The 16,238-nt window shown below is 72.2% G+C and carries 15 protein-coding genes; 7 read left to right on the top strand and 8 right to left on the bottom strand.

Annotated features, from left to right (window positions below; translation table 11 throughout):
• Positions 1-62: 62 nt before the first annotated feature.
• The gene (locus AS029_RS07075; RefSeq protein WP_058232056.1) at positions 63-470 is read right to left on the bottom strand and encodes an NUDIX hydrolase; all 408 of its coding nucleotides are present in this window, start codon (positions 468-470) and stop codon (positions 63-65) included.
• Positions 471-648: 178 nt separating this feature from the next.
• Here AS029_RS07075 and AS029_RS07070 point away from each other — a divergent pair, with 178 nt between their 5' ends.
• The 3 genes from AS029_RS07070 to AS029_RS07060 all read left to right on the top strand — a co-directional run bounded on the left by AS029_RS07070 (position 649) and on the right by AS029_RS07060 (position 2,135).
• Positions 649-1,023, top strand: coding sequence for an LPXTG cell wall anchor domain-containing protein (locus AS029_RS07070; RefSeq protein WP_228375908.1), 375 nt, complete (start codon positions 649-651; stop codon positions 1,021-1,023).
• 108 nt (positions 1,024-1,131) lie between these two features.
• Entirely contained in the window at positions 1,132-1,764 is a 633-nt protein-coding gene (locus tag AS029_RS07065; RefSeq protein ID WP_058231878.1) for a hypothetical protein, read from the top strand.
• A complete protein-coding gene (locus AS029_RS07060; RefSeq protein ID WP_058231877.1) occupies positions 1,761-2,135 on the top strand; it encodes a hypothetical protein in 375 nt (124 codons plus the stop codon). Before AS029_RS07065 ends, AS029_RS07060 begins: the two co-directional genes overlap by 4 nt.
• Positions 2,136-2,526: 391 nt before the next feature.
• On the opposite strand, the gene AS029_RS07055 is transcribed toward AS029_RS07060, so the two are convergent.
• The 5 genes from AS029_RS07055 to AS029_RS07035 form a co-directional block, all read right to left on the bottom strand.
• On the bottom strand, positions 2,527-3,567 hold the full coding sequence (locus AS029_RS07055; protein ID WP_058231876.1) for a zinc-dependent alcohol dehydrogenase family protein: 1,041 nt from the start codon (positions 3,565-3,567) through the stop codon (positions 2,527-2,529).
• A gap of 336 nt (positions 3,568-3,903) precedes the next feature.
• Positions 3,904-6,792: a discoidin domain-containing protein gene (locus tag AS029_RS07050; protein ID WP_228375898.1), complete on the bottom strand. Its 2,889-nt coding sequence runs from the start codon at positions 6,790-6,792 to the stop codon at positions 3,904-3,906.
• Between the two features lie 323 nt (positions 6,793-7,115).
• Complete coding sequence (purB, locus tag AS029_RS07045; protein ID WP_058231875.1) at positions 7,116-8,495, bottom strand: adenylosuccinate lyase; 1,380 nt, start codon at positions 8,493-8,495, stop codon at positions 7,116-7,118.
• 27 nt (positions 8,496-8,522) lie between these two features.
• Positions 8,523-9,029 carry a low molecular weight protein-tyrosine-phosphatase gene (locus AS029_RS07040; protein WP_058231874.1) on the bottom strand — a complete coding sequence of 169 codons (507 nt, stop codon included), beginning with the start codon at positions 9,027-9,029 and terminating at the stop codon, positions 8,523-8,525.
• A 210-nt stretch (positions 9,030-9,239) separates the two neighbouring features.
• Positions 9,240-9,644, bottom strand: coding sequence for a phage holin family protein (locus AS029_RS07035; protein ID WP_058231873.1), 405 nt, complete (start codon positions 9,642-9,644; stop codon positions 9,240-9,242).
• A 97-nt stretch (positions 9,645-9,741) separates the two neighbouring features.
• Between AS029_RS07035 and AS029_RS07030 the strand changes: the two genes are divergently transcribed.
• The 4 genes from AS029_RS07030 (at position 9,742) to AS029_RS07015 (ending at position 14,548) form a co-directional block, all read left to right on the top strand.
• Complete coding sequence (locus AS029_RS07030; protein WP_058231872.1) at positions 9,742-10,818, top strand: histidinol-phosphate transaminase; 1,077 nt, start codon at positions 9,742-9,744, stop codon at positions 10,816-10,818.
• A 216-nt stretch (positions 10,819-11,034) separates the two neighbouring features.
• On the top strand, positions 11,035-12,165 hold the full coding sequence (locus AS029_RS07025; protein WP_058231871.1) for a thiamine pyrophosphate-dependent dehydrogenase E1 component subunit alpha: 1,131 nt from the start codon (positions 11,035-11,037) through the stop codon (positions 12,163-12,165).
• A complete protein-coding gene (locus AS029_RS07020) occupies positions 12,162-13,139 on the top strand; it encodes an alpha-ketoacid dehydrogenase subunit beta (RefSeq protein WP_058231870.1) in 978 nt (325 codons plus the stop codon). The genes AS029_RS07025 and AS029_RS07020 overlap by 4 nt, the downstream gene beginning before the upstream one ends.
• A 95-nt stretch (positions 13,140-13,234) precedes the next feature.
• Positions 13,235-14,548, top strand: coding sequence for a dihydrolipoamide acetyltransferase family protein (locus AS029_RS07015; protein ID WP_058231869.1), 1,314 nt, complete (start codon positions 13,235-13,237; stop codon positions 14,546-14,548).
• 139 nt (positions 14,549-14,687) lie between these two features.
• Here AS029_RS07015 and AS029_RS07010 read toward each other — a convergent pair whose 3' ends face one another.
• The gene (locus AS029_RS07010; protein ID WP_217630063.1) at positions 14,688-15,266 is read right to left on the bottom strand and encodes a GNAT family N-acetyltransferase; all 579 of its coding nucleotides are present in this window, start codon (positions 15,264-15,266) and stop codon (positions 14,688-14,690) included.
• Between the two features lie 177 nt (positions 15,267-15,443).
• Positions 15,444-16,154 (bottom strand): gamma-glutamyl-gamma-aminobutyrate hydrolase family protein, encoded by a 711-nt coding sequence (locus AS029_RS07005; protein WP_058231868.1) that lies wholly within the window; start codon positions 16,152-16,154, stop codon positions 15,444-15,446.
• Between the last annotated feature and the right edge of the window lie 84 nt (positions 16,155-16,238).

The raw sequence follows: 16,238 nt of genomic DNA, 5'->3' as shown, positions 1-16,238 counted from the left end.
CTCCTCGGCGTCGTGCGTGGGGCTTCGGGCTCAGCCCCACTGCGGCCCCGCGCGGCGACGCGTCAGGCGGGCAGGAAGTACTGCCGCGCGAGCGGGGCGATCTCGATTGCGGATGCCGTCGCGGCGGTGACCCAGCGGAGCTCGGCGATCTCGGCATCCGGGATCGGCTGCTGGTCGCCGATGTCGACGCGGAACACGTCGGCGACCACTTCGAATCCGGGTTCGTTCGCGGCGCTCGCGGTGAAGCGGCCGAGCGGCTCGAGGCCCGCGGCGTCGACGATCAAGCCGACCTCCTCGGCGAGCTCGCGCGCGAGCGTCTCGGCGGGCGTCTCGTCGGGTTCGGGCTTGCCGCCGGGCTGCATGAACGCGGTCGTGCCGGCCTTGCGCACGACCAGCAGGCGGCCGTCGGCGTCGGTGATGACCGCGGCCGAGACGTGGATGCGGCGCGGGGGAGTGGCATCCGGGATCACCTGGGCACGGTAGCACCCGCGCCGGGTGCGCCATCGGCAGGCGACGCGCGCGATCGGCTCCAATCCGCATCAACGACCGAGGAATGTCGCGCAAATGAATTGAACAGATGAATATCGGTACATTCCTCGCCCTTCCGGGGGCATTTACGGCATACTCGCCGAGGAGGTAATTCGCGTGATGCTCAAGACGACGGCAGCAGTGTTGCTGGCCCTCGCCGTATCGACGCCCGTGGCCGCGCAGGGCGCGACGGGCGAATCTTCGGACGGTTCGCTGACGATTTCGGTCGAGATCCCCGCCCGCACCGCGGCTCCGACGCCCTTGCCCACGGCGACGCCCGCCCCGTCGGCCACCGTGGCGCCGACCGCCGCACCGTCATCGACCGCGACGCCCACGAGCCCCGCTCCGGCCGGATCGGATCCGGATGCCGACGCCTCCCGCCCCGGGGCCCTCCCGGCCACGGGCGGAGAGATCGCGCTGTGGGCCGGTGCTCTGGGCGCGGTGGCGCTGGTCGCCGGGCTGGCGATCCGGGCCGCACGGCGCCGCCGCGCCTGAACGGGGCGCGCCGCGCGCTCACTGATTCGCCGTCGAGCTTCCGCAGGGGCCGCACGGGTACCGAGGAATAGACTGGATACCATCCACTCCGCCTTTTCGGGACACTCCGTGACCACTTCCCCCTCCGCGCGCGCCTTCGACGTCCGCCACCTGCAGCTCGCCCGCGCCGCTTTCGCGGCCCTCGCGGCCGTCATGGTCACGTTCTCGTCCGACCACTCCGCGGTCCTCGGGCTCGCCGTGTTCAGCGGCTTCGCGCTCGCCACGGGGCTCGTGTTCGCGCTCTCCGCGTGGCTGGTCTTCCCGCGCGACGAGCGCATGGTGCCGGTGCTGCTGGCATCCGTCTCGATCATCGCGGGGCTGGTCGCGAGCGTCGGCGCCTGGCGCACGACCGGCGTCTTGTTCGCCGTGGTGATCGGCTGGGCGTTCGTGTCGGGACTCATCGAGCTGCTCGGCGCACTGCGCGACCGCAAGGCCGGCCGCACCGCGGGCGCGCGCGACGGTGTGCTCATCGGCATCCTGGGTCTCGTGCTGGCGGTCGTGCTGCTGCTGACCCCCATGCAGTACGCGCTCGACTACGACATCACCGGCGCGGGCTCGTTCACGCTGACCGGCATCACCATCGCCGTGGGACTCTTCGGCGGATACGCGGCGGTCGTCGCCGTGTTCCTCGCGATCGCGGGCTTCTCTCCGCGTCGCCCCGAGGCCGTTCCGGCCGTATCCCCCGAGGAGGCCGCGTCATGACCGACAAGCCCACTACGCGCAAAGACCTGATGAAGCCCGTTCAGCTGCTCGGCCTGGCCTTCGTCGCCGCCCTGTTCGCCGGCTTCGTCACCCTCATGTCGATGGGGTTCTTCCAGACGCGTCCCGCCGACCAGATCCAGAACGCCCTCGTCGTCGCGCTCGTCGCCGCCGGCGCGACCTTCATCATCGTGCTCGTCAGCGTCGCCCTCATGCTGCTCGCCGTCGACCCGTCGAAGGTCACGCAGACGGTCGATCGTCCGCTGCTCCTGCCGAAGGACGCTCCGGATGCCACGGCCTCCGGCTCCGCGGCCACGCCGACGGAGCGGGCGGCCGACGAGACCGACGAGGACGGCGCCGCCCCGAAGGGCTGACGTACCGCGGCGTGCGGTGAGGCGCTTCCGTCGCGTCGGCGACGGGAGGAGATCTGCCGTGCGGAGGGTCTCCGCGGGGGTTTCGGTCCTCCGGTTGCCGTATCTCCTCCGTTCCTCGCCGCGGGGCTCCACACAGCGGCGGCTCAGCTTCTCGATGGTCGCGGCGGGTTTTCGCGGTGGCGACGGGAGGAGAAGGGGCGAGCGGAGGACGCGTCGCGGGCTTTCGGTCCTCCCGTCGCTGGATCTCCTCCCTTCGTCACGCGCCGCCCACACGCGCCGCCAACCGCGCCGGCCACCGCGCCGGTCGTCGCGCCGGCCACCGCGCAGCCCACCGCGCATCCCACCGCGCCCGCCACTGTCCCGGCAGCGGGGTCGCCCGCAGCGGCGGCAGTCAGGCGCGCCGAGGGTCGATCATCGTCATCCCGGCTGGCGACGCGGTGTCCATGGTCGGCAGCAGGTGCGCGGCCTCGCCGAGGCCGACGACCCGCTCGATGAGCTCCTGCGGGCGCAGGGCACCGCTCTCGATGAGCGACAGCATCTCGGGGTAGTCCGCCGCGGCCATGCCGTGACTGCCGAGCAGGTCGAGCTCCCACGCGATCACCCGGGCCATCGGCATGGCGCTCATGCCGTCGGCGGTGGGGAGCAGGCCGATCTGCACGTGCCGCCCCCGGCGCCGCAGGCTCAGTACGGCGTCGCGCGCGGTCTGCGCGCTTCCCACCGCGTCGACCGACACGTGGCTGCCGCCGCCGGTGATCTCGTGCACCGCGGCCGGGATGTCGGCGCCGTCGGCGATCAGCGTGTGCTCCGCACCCAACCGGCGTGCGGCCTCGAGCGCGGCGGGCGTGCGGTCGACCGCGATCACGCGGGCGCCGAGGGCGGCCCCGATCATGACGGCGCTCAAGCCCACGCCCCCGGCGCCCGCGACCGTGATCCACTCGCCCGCCTGCACGTGCGCGCGGCCGGTGAGGGCGCGGTAGGCGGTGGCGAAGCGGCATCCGAGAGCCGCCGCCGCCTCGAACGAGACGCCGTCGGGGATACGCACGACGTTGGTGTCGGCGGCGCGCAGCACGACGCGTTCGGCGAACGAGCCCCACTGCGTGAAGCCGGGCTGCTGCTGATCGGGGCACACCTGCGCATCACCGCTCAGGCACCACTCGCACGCACCGCACCCCATGACGAAGGGCACGGTGACGCGGTCGCCGACCTGCCAGCGCCGCACGCCGGCGCCGACCTCGACGATCACGCCGGCCAGCTCGTGGCCCGGGACGTGCGGCAGGGCGACGTCGTCGTGCCCGACCCAGGCGTGCCAGTCGCTCTTGCACAGGCCCGTCGCGAACACCTCGACCACCACGCCGCCGGCCGGTGCGCTCGGCGCCGCGACATCGCGCACCTCGAGGGGCTCGGCCAGGGCGTCCATGATCATCGCGCGCATGGCATCCATTCTCCCGCGCGCGCCGCAGCGCCCCGGGCGCTCACGGCGGGGATGGATGCCGGGGTCGTGCGCGCCGCGGAGGGATGCCGGCTCCGCACGTGCCGTAAATGGATGCCGGGCCTGTGCCGCTGCGGAGAGATGCCGGGATCGCGCGCGCCGCGGATGGATGGTGGACCCCGCACGCGCCAGCGCCCCGCCGCACGCGCCGGCGCTGCCGCACGCGTAACCCCGCTACCGCACGCGCCGGCAATGCCCCGCACGCACAACACCGCCCCGCACGGACGACGCCCGCCCCGGCGCGCGTGCGGGCGCGAGCCGGGCCGGGCGTCGGATGGGTCAGCCGCAGCTGCGCGCGGTGAAGGCCACCTCCTGCGATCCGCGGACGTCGCCGGCCGACGTCGACGCCGTGACGGTGCCCGCGTTGATCGACGCCGCGCGCGTGGACTGCGCGATCGAGGCGGTCTGTCCGGGCTGCATCGCCGTCAGCGTGCGACGACCCCACGGCGATGAGACCTCGACGTCGACCGGCATCGACTCGGCGTTGCGCACCGTGGTGACGAGGGTGACGCGCCCGCCGATGCAGCGCGAGGCGACCGTGACGGCGGCCTTCGGCGGCACGACGACCTCGGGCACCACGATCTCGGGGATCTTTAGGTACGAGCCGGGGGTCGCGAAGGTCAGCCGCAGTCCGGTGGCGCGCACGGGCTCGAAGCGCAGGGTCGTCTTGGCGTTGTTGACGACGGCGGGGGCGCCGCCGATCAGGGCCACCGGGGTCCACGTGCCGTCGGCGGTGCGGTACTCGGCGCTCACACCGGTGACCTTGCCCTCGATGTTCGTGAACTCGACGCCGCCGATCCCGTGCGCGCTGCCGGTCGTGAGGGTGAACGTCGCGCTGTCCTTGAGGGCGGTGTCGCTCCAGGTCGACCACGAGGTGCCGCGGCGGCCGTCGCAGGCGAGGTTGGGCGTCATGACCTCGTACCGGGTCTGCCAGAACGACGCCGCCACCGTGGCGTCGCTCGCGCGGCACACGTTGGGCACTCCGGGCTGGCCCCAGATCGAGACCTCGGCGATCGACTGCCACGTGTTCGTCTGCGTGGTCATGCGCAGGCGCAGGGCGCTCATCGGCGCGAGCGCACGGGTGTCGAGGGTGACGACGGGCGCGGGCTGCGTGGCATCCTGTGCGACGGTGGCGGCCACCTGCGAGCTCGCCCAGGCGCCGTTCGCGTCGCGGTACTGCACCTCGATGCGCGAGGGCCAGGTGGCGGTGGCCCCGTCCTTATAGGTGTCGACGACGACCGAGTCGATCGCGCGGGCGGTGTCCCACTCGAAGGCGAGCCAGCTGTCGCGCGGGTAGCCGCTGCTGGACCAGTCGTCCCAGCCCTTCGACGTGCGCCCGTCGATGACCGTGCGGGCGAGGTCGTTGCGGTGGGATGCCGAGACGGCGGCCTCGGGTGCGATCTGGGCGATGCCGGGCTCGACGACGTCGACGGTGCGGGTGAAGGTGCGGCCGACGGTGAAGTCGGCGTCGGCGGCGAGGGTGCCCGTGAGCGTGCGGGTGCCCAGGCGGCCGGTGTCGAGCGAGGTCCAGGTCACGCCGACGTCGGCGCGCCGCCCGTCGACCTCGACCGCGACCGTGGTGGGCAGCGTCGTCGATGTGCCGCGGCGCACCGTGTCGGGCAGGCGGTCGTCGACGACCTTCCACGTGCCGTGACCGAAGCCCTTGTCGTCCCAGTACGAGGCGTCCCAGCCGTTGCCGTAGCGCGCGGGGTCTTCGGCGGCGGGGTTGTGCATCTCGAGGCGGCCGTTCTCACCGATCGTCAGCGGCAGCCAGACGTAGGTGGAATCGGACTTGCCCTCGTTCCAGCGGTCGCCCATGTAGACGAACTTGCCGGGCTCGAGCTCGAAAACGTTCGTGGTCTGCGACCCGAAGGTGGTGCGGCGCGCATCGCCGACCGACAGCAGCCCGTCGCCGTCATCGGGGATGGAGTTGTAGAGCACCGTCTCGTTGGCGTCATCCGCCTCGATGCCGCGGATCCACGTGCCCATCAGGTTCTTCGTCGTGTAGTACGTCTGCGGGTTGGGTGCCCACCCGGTCGCTCCCGAGGTCACGACGCTGTACGTGCCGTCGCGCTCGAAGATGGCGGGTGCCTCGAGGTGACCGCATTCCTTGACGATCTGGAAGTCCTCGCCGCGCACCGGCGCCTCGGGCGTGCCGTCGGCGAAGACGTAGGGGTAGCGGCCGTCCTCGGAGTACTGGTTCACGTCGAGCGTGTCCGAGTCGGTGGTGTGGGTGACGTTCGTGTACGAGTCGTCGAGCTCGGCGACGTACAGGGTGTAGTTCTCCTCCGACGAGTACGAGATGTAGGCCTTGCCGTCGTCGTCTTGGAACACCGTCATGTCGCGCGCCTGGCCCGGCACGGCGTACTGCGTGCAGGCCTGGTAGTTCTGGCGGTTGGGCATGCGGAAAGCGCCCGTCATGCGGAAGGGACCCGCGGGGGAGTCCGACACGGCGACCGCCGCCATCGACCGGGCGTACGTGCTGCCGCCGGGGGCGATGCGGCCGTCGGCGTGCCACCACATCACCCACTGGCCGGTCTTGTCGTTGTGCAGCACCTTGGGGCGCTCGAAGATCGCGGTGTAGTCGGAGTTCTGCGTCGAGTTCAGGTGGTAGGCCAGCGCGTCGATCTTCTCGGTGCGGGGCTGGCCGTTCTCGTCGACGGTGTCGTAGAGCTCCTCGAAGTAGGGCGTGAGCAGGTCGTCGCGCGTCGAGATGCTGCGCAGCGCGTCGCCCAGATTCGTCCAGTTCTTGGCATCCGTCGAGCGGTAGACGGCGACGCCGGGGCTGTTCCAGTAGCCCTTCGTGCGGTCTTCGCCGTACCAGTAGTAGACGGTCTGGCCGTTCTCCTCGGTGGTGACGACCTGTCCACCGTGCGCCTGGATGTGCCGGCCGTCGGTGTCGTGCCACTTCGGCTGGAAGTAGGTCGCCGCGCTCGCCCCGGGGTCGGCCAGGGGCTGGAAGTTCGTGTACGTCACGGGCGGGTCGATGCGCGGGACGCCGTCGTTCGGGTCGGTCGCGACCCCGTCCGCGGCGGCGGCGCTGAGGGGGGATGCCAGGGTCCCGGCGAGCACGGCGGCCGTGGCGGCCGCGAGGAGTCGGCGTGTGAAAGAGGGGCGTCGAGGCGTCATCGCGTCTGTTCCGATCTGCGCCGCGACGATGCGGCGCATGACGACCCGGGGGTCGTGGTGGGGGTGTGTTGACGTCAACATTATGAGCGGACGGGGCGCGGCGTCCAGTGCTTTCTCTGCGCAGACGCCTCGGTGGCGCGGTGCGGGGGCACCGCGGGCCGCCCTACCAGCGGGCGCCGCGGGGCGGCGAGCCCGCCACACCGGTCGGGGCCGTGCAGGCGTGCGCCGCCGCCGGGCGGTGAGTTCGCCACGCCGGGCGGCGCCGTGCAGGCGTGCGGCCGCCCGGCGGCGTTACGCACGCCGGCGACCGACCCGTCGACTTCGACGGCCGCTCGCCGGGTGCGTTGCGGCCGCGCGGCGCCTTACAGCGCGTCGACCACCCGCGACGCCAGCCCCGCGTACGCGGCGGGCGTGAGCGCGAGGAGTCGCTGTTTCGCGGCATCCCCGATGTCGAGGCCGCGCACGAATTCGGCCAGCTCGGGGGCGCCGACGCGGCGACCGCGCGTGAGGTCTTTCAGCAGCGCGTAGGGGTCGGTGATCTGCGAGCGACCCGCGGCGATCTCGGCGCGCACCACGGTCTGGATGGCCTCGGCGAGCACCTCCCAGTTCACGTCGAGGTCGGCCAGCAGCACGTTCTCGGCGAGCGAGATCTCGGTGAGCCCGCGCTGCAGGTTGTCGAGTGCGAGCAGCGAGTGCCCGAACGCGACGCCGATGTTGCGCTGCGTCGTGGAGTCGGTCAGGTCGCGCTGCAGGCGGCTCGTCACCAGGGTGGATGCCAGCGTGGTGAACAACCCGCCGGCGATCTCGAGGTTGGCCTCGGCGTTCTCGAACCGGATCGGGTTGATCTTGTGCGGCATCGTCGACGAGCCGGTGGCGCCGGCGACGGGGATCTGCGTGAAGTACCCGAGCGAGATGTAGGTCCAGATGTCGGTGGCGAGGTTGTGCAGGATGCCACCCGCGTGCCGCGCGCGGTCGTACAGCTCGACCTGCCAGTCGTGCGACTCGATTTGGGTGGTGACCGGGTTGAAGCCGAGGCCGAGCGACTCGATGAACTCGCGCGTCAGCGACGGCCAGTCGACGTCGGGCTCGGCGGCGACGTGCGCCGACCAGGTGCCGGTGGCGCCGGAGAACTTCGCGAGGTACTCCCCGGCATCCAGCTGACGGATGACGCGCTCGAGGCGCCACGCGAACACGCCGATCTCCTTGCCCATCGTGGTGGGCGTGGCGGGCTGGCCGTGGGTGCGCGAGAGCATCGCGGCGTCGCGGTGCGCGACGGCGAGCTCGGCGAGGGCGGCGGCCACCGCGCGGAGCTTGGGCAGCCACACGCGCTCGACCGCACGCTGCACCGTGAGGGCGTAGGCGGTGGAGTTGATGTCTTCGCTGGTGCACGCGAAGTGCGTCAGCTCGGCGAGGGCGGTGAGGCCCAGGGTGTCGAGGCGGTCGCGCACGAGGTACTCGACGGCCTTGACGTCGTGGCGCGTGACGGCCTCTTTCTCGCGCAGCCACGCGATCTCGTCGGCGCCGAAGTCCTCGTACAGCGCGCGGAGGCGTGCCCGGTCGGCATCCGACACCGGCGACGTGCCGAACAGCGAGCGGTCGGTGAGGGCGAGCAGCCACTCGACCTCGACCTCGACGCGGGCGCGATTCAGGCCCGCCTCCGACAGGTAGTCGCCGATCTCCTGCACGGTGGCGAAGTACCGGCCGTCGAGCGGGCTGAGGGGCTGCGGAGGCAGAGAGGACACGGGTCTCCCGGGGGTCGCGCGAACGGGTCAGCCCGCGGAACGGATGGCGGGCTCGAGCTGCCGGAACAGGGCGCGGCTGGCTCGCTCGATCATACCGAGCACCTCGTCGAACATCGGGGCCCCGGCGTAGTACGGATCGGGGACGTCGAGGGTCTCGGCATCCGCGAGGAACGACTGCAGCAGCGCGATCTTGTCGGTGTCGTCGTCGTCACGCGCCCACCCGCGCAGGACGCGCTCGTGACTGCGGTCGAGGGCGACGACGAGGTCGTTGCGGGTGAAGTCGGCGTACTGGAACTGCCGCGCGCGATGCGCCGCGCCGTCGTAGCCGAGGCGGTCGAGGGCGGCGAGGGTGCGGTGGTCGGCGCGCTCGCCGACGTGCCAGTCGCCCGTGCCGGCAGAGCTCGACGCGATGCGGGCGCCGAGGCCCGAGGCTTCCGCGAGATGACGGAACACCACATCGGCCATCGGCGACCGGCAGATGTTGCCGCTGCAGACGAACACGACGCGGAAGGGCGCGTCGGCACTCGCGGTCATCCCTCCATCATGGCGGGGACGGGCCGCGACCGCACCCGTCGATTGCGGGCGTCGCGTCCGGGCGCACGAGGGTTGCGGTCCCTTCGACGGGCTCAGGGGCCTCGGATCGCGTGGGGATGCGCGAGGCAATGCCATCCGGTTTCTGGGGGCGGCTGCGGGTCGCGGTCCCTTCGACGGGCTCGAGACCTCGCCGCAGACGCGCGGGCGTCGTCAGCGGCGCTCGCGCTCCTCGCGCCGCGGACGCAGGATGCCGCCGAGCACGGCGTTGATGATGCCGATGACGAGGGCGGCGATCACCGTGAGCCAGAACTCGCCGGTGCGCAGCCCCCAGTCCCAGTTCTCGGTGATGACCGCGGTCAGCCAGAGCAGGAATCCGTTGATGATCAGCGAGATCAACCCGAGCGTGAGGATGTAGAGCGGGATGGCGACGATCTTCACCACCGTGCCCACGATGGTGTTCACGAGCGCGAAGATCAGCCCCACGAGCAGCAGCGTGAGCAGCACCTGCGCCCACTCGCCGGGGGCGAAGGGGATGAGCCGCACCTGCAGGGCGGGCAGCAGGGTGACGATCCAGATGGCGAAGGCGTTGACGGCGACGCGGACGACGAAGCGCATGCCCCCACCCTGGCACGCGCGGGCGGTCGCCGTCAGGGCGTTGCACCTGTGGAGGAGGGGCTGACGAAACCAGCGGCCCCGCGGTTAGGCTCGCGGGGTGAGTGACGAGAAGGTGCTGCCCCGGATCCGCCCCGAGATCGCCGCGCTGCCCGCGTACCGCCAGGGACGACAGGCCAGCCCCGACGCCTTCAAGCTCTCGAGCAACGAGAACCCCTTCGAGCCGCTCCCCGGGGTGCTCGAGGCGGTCCACGCGGCGGGTGCCTTCAACAGGTACCCGGATGCCACGGCCGCACGCCTGCGCGAGCGTCTGGCCGCGCGGTACGGCGTCTCGCCCGACGAGGTGCACGTCGGAGCCGGCAGCGTCTCGCTGCTCGCGCAGCTGCTTCTGGCGACCTCGGGCCCGGGCGACGAGGTCGTCTACGCGTGGCGCTCGTTCGAGGCCTATCCCTCGCTCGTCGCGGTGACGGGTGCGACGAGCGTGCAGGTGCCGCTGACGACCGAGGCCCGCCACGACCTCCCGGCCATGGCCGCCGCCGTCACCGAGCGCACGCGCCTGGTGATCGTCTGCAGTCCCAACAACCCCACCGGTCCCACCGTCGGCTACGACGAGTTCGCCGCCTTCGTCGACGAGGTTCCGCGCGACGTGCTCATCGTGCTCGACGAGGCCTACGCCGAGTTCGTCACCGACCGCAGCTCGGTCGAGGGCGGCCGCGTGCGCGCCGTGCTCGACCGCCCCAACATCGTGGTGCTCCGCACCTTCTCCAAGGCGTACGGCCTGGCCGGCCTGCGCGTCGGTTACGCCATCGGCAACCAGGCGGTGCTGGACGCCGCCCGCAGCACGGCGATCCCGCTGTCGGTCACGGCCGCGGGCGAGGCCGCGGCGCTGGCGAGCCTGGATGCCGAGAGCGAGCTGCTGCACCGCGTCTCGGTGATCGCCGAGCGGCGCGACCGGCTGGTCGACCGCCTGCGCGAGACCGGGTGGGACGTGCCCGACGCGCAGGGCAACTTCGTCTGGCTCGCCGCGGGCGAGCGCACGCTCGAGGTGGCCGCCGCGTTCGATGCGGCCGGGCTCATCGTGCGCCCGTTCGCCGGCGACGGCATCCGCATCTCCATCGGGGAAGAGGAGTCGCTCGACCGCATCGTCGAGGTCGCCGCCGCCACCGCCGCGCGCTGACCGAGGCGGCGGTGCGGCCCCCGGTGGCTTCGACGGGCTCAGCCACCTCGCGCCCGCCCCGGTGACGGGGCGGAGGTCCCGGAGCCCGTCGAAGGGACCGGGAGTCGACGCAGCGCCGCCGCTTGGCATCCGTTTGTCTGACGTCAACGGCGAATTCCGGCATCCGTTGTGCACCTCATGCGGTCGCGCGCATGGGCCGGGGGTTAGCGTGGGGGGATGACCCCGCTCGACGACCCCGCTCTCGTGCGCGTTCTGGCAGCCGACGGCACGCTGGCGCCCACGCCCGCCGCCGAGCGCTACCTGCCGCTCATCGACGCCCTGACCGACGCCGAACTCGAGACGTTCTATCGCGACATGGTCTCGATCCGCGCGTTCGACGTGCAGGCGACCAATCTGCAGCGCCAGGGCCAGTTGGCCCTGTGGCCGCCGTCGTTCGGGCAGGAGGCGGCGCAGGTCGGCTCCGCCCGCGCCGCGCGCGCGCAGGACCACATCTTCCCCTCGTACCGCGAGCACGTGGTCACCCGCATCCGCGGCGTCGATCCGCTCGACATCATCCGGCTCATGCGCGGCCTCACCCACGGCGGGTGGGATCCGACCGATCCGAAGAACGGCAACACCCACATCTACACGCTCGTGCTCGGCGCGCAGACCCTGCACGCCGCGGGCTTCGGCATGGGGCTGGTGTTCGACGGCAAGTGCGGCACCGGCGACCCCGAGCGCGACGAGGCCGTCATCGTCTACTACGGCGACGGCGCCTCCAGCCAGGGCGACGTGCACGAGGCGATGGTGTTCGCGGCGAGCTTCCAGACGCCGCAGGTGTTCTTCCTGCAGAACAACCAGTGGGCCATCTCGGTCCCCGTGGCCACGCAGTCGCGCTCGCCGCTGTACAAGCGCGGCGAGGGCTACGGCATCCCGAGCCTGCAGGTCGACGGCAACGACGTGCTCGCCAGCTACGCCGTGTCGAAGGTCGCCCTCGACGAAGCCCGCGCCGGCGGCGGCCCGCGCGCGATCGAGGCGATGACCTACCGCATGGGCGCGCACACGACCAGCGACGACCCGACGAAGTACCGCACCTCCGACGAAGAGAAGGCGTGGGCCCGGCGCGATCCGATCGCCCGCATGCGCACCTACCTCGAGGGGCGCGGCGCGTCGCAGCAGTTCTTCGACGACGCGGATGCCGAGGGTGCCGCGCTCGCCCACGACGTGCGCGTGCGCACCAACGAGCTCGGCGCGATCCCGCGCTCGCACATGTTCGACAGCGTCTACTCCGAGGCGCACGCGCTGATCCAGGAGGAGCAGCGCTGGCTCGACGACTACGAGGCCTCGATGGAAGGAGGCGCCCAGTGAGCGAGAACCTTCCGATCAGCCGGGCGCTGAACGCGGGCCTGCGCCGCGCGCTCGAGACGAACGACCGCGTGCTGCTCATGGGCGAGGACATCGGTCCGCTCGGCGGCGTCTTCCGCGTGACCGAGGGACTGCAGAGAGACTTCGGTCCGCGCCGCGTGATCGACTCGCCGCTGGCGGAATCGGGCATCGTCGGCACCGCGATCGGCCTCGCGATGGGCGGATTCCGGCCCGTGCTCGAGATCCAGTTCGACGGCTTCGTCTTTCCCGCGTTCGACCAGATCACCTCGCAGCTGGCGAAGCTCACGAACCGCCACGAGGGCGCGCTGCAGATGCCCGTCGTCATCCGCATCCCCTACGGCGGGCACATCGGCGCGGTCGAGCACCACCAGGAGAGCCCCGAGGCGTACTTCACGCACACCCCGGGTCTGCGCGTGGTGAGCCCGTCGAACGCGAACGACGCGTACTGGATGATCCAGCAGGCGATCGACTCGCCCGACCCGGTGATCTTCCTCGAGCCCAAGGCGAAGTACTGGCAGAAGGGCGAGGTCGACACCTCCGCCCCCGCCCTGCCGCTGCACGCCAGCCGCGTCATCCGTCGCGGCACCGACGTGACGCTCGTCGGTCACGGCGCGATGGTCACGACGCTGCTGCAGGCGGCCGCGCTGGCCGAGAGCGAGGGGACGAGCTGCGAGGTCATCGACCTGCGCTCGCTGTCGCCCGTCGACTTCGGCCCGCTGCTGGACTCGGTGCGCCGCACCGGTCGCATGGTCTACGCGCAGGAGGCCCCGGGCTTCACCTCGCTCGGCTCCGAGATCGCCGCGACCGTCATGGAGAAGGCGTTCTTCGCGCTCGAGGCGCCCGTGCTGCGCGTCTCGGGCTTCGACGTGCCCTTCCCGCCGGCGAAGCTCGAGGGCACGTACCTGCCCGACGCCGACCGCATCCTCGAGGCCGTCGACCGGTCTCTGGCCTACTGACCCATCCACCCCTCGACGCCGAGGCCCGTCTCCCGCCGGAGCATTCCGTTGCGGCGACGCCGGTGCCAAGCTGGCTCCCGAGCAAAGGACACCCCGTGACCGATCAGACCTTCGTTCTCCCCGATGTCGGAGAAGGCCTTACCGAGGCCGAGATCGTGCAGTGGCGCGTCGCGCCCGGTGACACCGTCGCCGTCAACGACGTGATCGTCGAGATCGAGACGGCCAAGTCGCTCGTCGAGCTGCCCTCGCCGTACTCGGGCACGGTCGGCGAGCTGCTGGCATCCGAGGGGTCCACCGTCGAGGTCGGCGCCCCCATCATCACGATCGGGTCGTCGGATGCCACGCCCCCGGCGCCGTCGGCCCCGACCACCGTTCCCGAGCCCAGCGACCCCGGCGGGGCGGTGCTCGTCGGCTACGGCACGGGCGGCGCGGTGTCGTCGCGGCGCCGCAAGCCTGCCGAGCGCCCGGTGAAGGCGTCGGTCGGGGTGGTCGCCAAGCCCCCGATCCGCAAGCTCGCGCGCGACCTCGGCGTCGACCTCTCGGCCGTGACGCCCAGCGGGCCGGCCGGCGAGGTGACCCGCGACGACGTGGTCAAGCACGCCGAGCAGGCCAGTGTCTTCCGCAACATCGAGACGCCCGCGTGGGGCGAGGTGCGCGAGGAGACGATCCCCGTCGCCGCCCCGGCCGCGCCCGCGCCGGTCGCCGATGCGCGCGAGGAGTCGATCCCCGTGCGCGGCGTCCGCAAGGCCACAGCCTCGGCGATGACCTCGAGCGCGTACTCCGCGCCGCACGTGTCGGTGTGGGTCGACGTCGACGCCTCGCGCACGATGGAGCTGGTCAAGCGCCTGAAGGCCTCGCCCGACTTCGCCGACGTGAAGATCTCGCCGCTGCTGATCATGGCGCGCGCCGTGATCTGGGCCCTGCGCCGCACGCCCATGATCAATGCCGCCTGGGTCGACACCGACGCCGGCGCCCAGATCAGCGTGCGTCACTACGTCAACCTCGGCATCGCCGCGGCGACCCCCCGCGGCCTGCTCGTGCCCAACATCAAGGACGCGCAGGCGATGAACACGCGCGAACTCGCCAAGGCGCTCGAGCACCTCACCCTCACCGCGCGCGAGGGCAAGACGAGCCCGGCCGACCAGACCGGCGGCACGTTCACGATCACCAACATCGGCGTCTTCGGCGTGGATGCCGGAACCCCGATCATCAACCCCGGCGAGGCCGGTATCATCGCCCTCGGCGCGATCCGCCAGAAGCCGTGGGTGGTCGACGGCGAGGTGCGCCCGCGCTGGGTGACCACGGTGTCGGGCTCGTTCGATCACCGCGTGGTCGACGGCGACGGCATCTCGCGCTTCATCGCCGACGTGGCATCCGTTCTCGAGGAGCCCGCGCTGCTGCTCGACTGAGGCGAGCCGCGAATGCCTCGGCGCCGCCGCACGACGCGCCCCGCGTCGGCCGCCGGCTCGACGGCGTGCGGTGAGTCACGCCGCCGCGCCGCCGCCCGACTCGACCCGCGCCGTCAGCGCTTCGCCGGCGCGCGGCCGATCACGCCGCTCGCTCGGCGTGCGGCGCGGCCCGGCGCATCGTCTTGCGGAACCGGAACATGAGGTCGGGCTCGCCACCGCCCGGGCCGGATCGCTCGTCGTCGCGGTGCGGGCTGTGCGGGTCGGGGTGGCCGGGGTGGAAGAACTCCACGATCTGGAAGCCGCAGCGGTTCACGTAGAAGTGGATGTTCCGCTGCTCGAAGTACGGCGTCATCGTCTCCCAGACCTCGACCGACGGGAAGCGCCGCTCCAGGGCGCGCCAGGCCGCCAGACCCACTCCCCGCCCCTGGACGGACTCGTCGACGAAGAAGAAGTCGAGGTGACCGACGCCGAAGCTCGCGTCGACGTGAACGATGGCGCCTCCGCGGCTCCGCCCGTCGACCCGCACGTGCAGGGTCTCGGCCCCGGGGGCGTCGGCCGCGTCGGCGATCTCGGTCTCGGAGGGCCCGGGTTCGTCGTCGGCGGGAAGCCCTGCGGCGATGATGCCGGCCGCGAAGGCGGCTTGCAGCCGTCGCGCGAAGTCGGGCCGTTCCGCGCCGGTGACGGCGTCGAGGGTCACGGCGGGGGAGGAAGCGGTCACGGAGCGTCTCCTGATCGTCGGTGGCATGCCGGGTGCGCGCGGCACGCGGGGGAGGGTCACGATCCATGCTCGCGGGAGCGCGGGCGCGGGTCATCGTCCATCCAGGTGGCGATGTCGTCCGACCGGATGCGCACGCGGGGCTGCCCTGCACGCAGCTGCGACCCGCCGGAGCGAGCGTCAGGAGCGGTCCGACGCCTCGCCGGTGCGCACCGAGGCCCTCAGGGCCGCCATCGCCGGTACGAGCTGGCGGGCGGCCGACCGGCGGTGCTCGAGATGCCACTGGTAGGCCCACACCGGCAGCTCGCGGTGGCGCACGGCCTCGACGGTGCCGTCGGCGGCGCGAGCCGTGGCATCCAATCCCTCCCCGAGGCGGTCGACCGATTGGTGGTGGCTGCACAGGTGGTCGCCGGCGGTGGAGATCGGATCGGGGCGATCGAAGCGGACCTCGGTGGCGACGAAGGGGGCGCTCCGCGAGCCGCGGTGGCCGTCGATGTGCTGGTGCAGGGTGCCGCCGAAGGCGACGTTGACGAGCTGCATGCCGCGGCAGATGCCCAGGAGCGGGCGCCCGGCGGCCGCGGTGTCGCGGATGATCGCGAGCTGCGCCTCGTCGGCCGCGGTGTCGTACGGGGTCCAGTCGGGTCGTGAATCGGTCGTCCCGTAGGTGCGCGGGTCGACGTCTTCGCCGCCGAGGATGACGACGACATCGGCTGACCGGGCCGCCCCCAGGAGGTCGTCGAGGGGGTGCTCGGTCGCGGCATGCAGCTGCGCGTGCCATCCGGCGTCGCGCAGCGCGGTCATCGCGCCGGCATTCAGCTCGTCGAGCAGGTCTTGATAGTGCGGGGCGTCCGGGCGCGTGTCGCGGATGTGGAAGAGAGCGGCGGTCGGCATCGGGTCCTCGAGGCGGTCGGGCGGAATCTCAGGATGCCAGCAGCCGGGGCCGGACACGGAAACGTCTCCGAAAATGCGAACGCG

It is taken from the genome of Microbacterium enclense (genome assembly GCF_001456955.1).
Lineage (GTDB): Bacteria > Actinomycetota > Actinomycetes > Actinomycetales > Microbacteriaceae > Microbacterium > Microbacterium enclense.
The sequence above is the reverse complement of the archived record's forward strand: the minus strand, read 5'-3'. Positions and strand labels throughout refer to the sequence as shown.

What these genes read in the sequence shown, in the direction of transcription:
- AS029_RS07070 (WP_228375908.1), top strand. Translation starts at nt 649, where the DNA reads ATGCTCAAGACGACGGCAGCAGTGTTGCTGGCCCTCGCCGTATCGACG.
- AS029_RS07060 (WP_058231877.1), top strand. Translation starts at nt 1,761, where the DNA reads ATGACCGACAAGCCCACTACGCGCAAAGACCTGATGAAGCCCGTTCAG.
- AS029_RS07055 (WP_058231876.1), bottom strand. Translation starts at nt 3,567, where the DNA reads ATGCGCGCGATGATCATGGACGCCCTGGCCGAGCCCCTCGAGGTGCGC.
- AS029_RS07050 (WP_228375898.1), bottom strand. Translation starts at nt 6,792, where the DNA reads ATGCGCCGCATCGTCGCGGCGCAGATCGGAACAGACGCGATGACGCCT.
- AS029_RS07040 (WP_058231874.1), bottom strand. Translation starts at nt 9,029, where the DNA reads ATGACCGCGAGTGCCGACGCGCCCTTCCGCGTCGTGTTCGTCTGCAGC.
- AS029_RS07035 (WP_058231873.1), bottom strand. Translation starts at nt 9,644, where the DNA reads ATGCGCTTCGTCGTCCGCGTCGCCGTCAACGCCTTCGCCATCTGGATC.
- AS029_RS07025 (WP_058231871.1), top strand. Translation starts at nt 11,035, where the DNA reads ATGACCCCGCTCGACGACCCCGCTCTCGTGCGCGTTCTGGCAGCCGAC.
- AS029_RS07005 (WP_058231868.1), bottom strand. Translation starts at nt 16,154, where the DNA reads ATGCCGACCGCCGCTCTCTTCCACATCCGCGACACGCGCCCGGACGCC.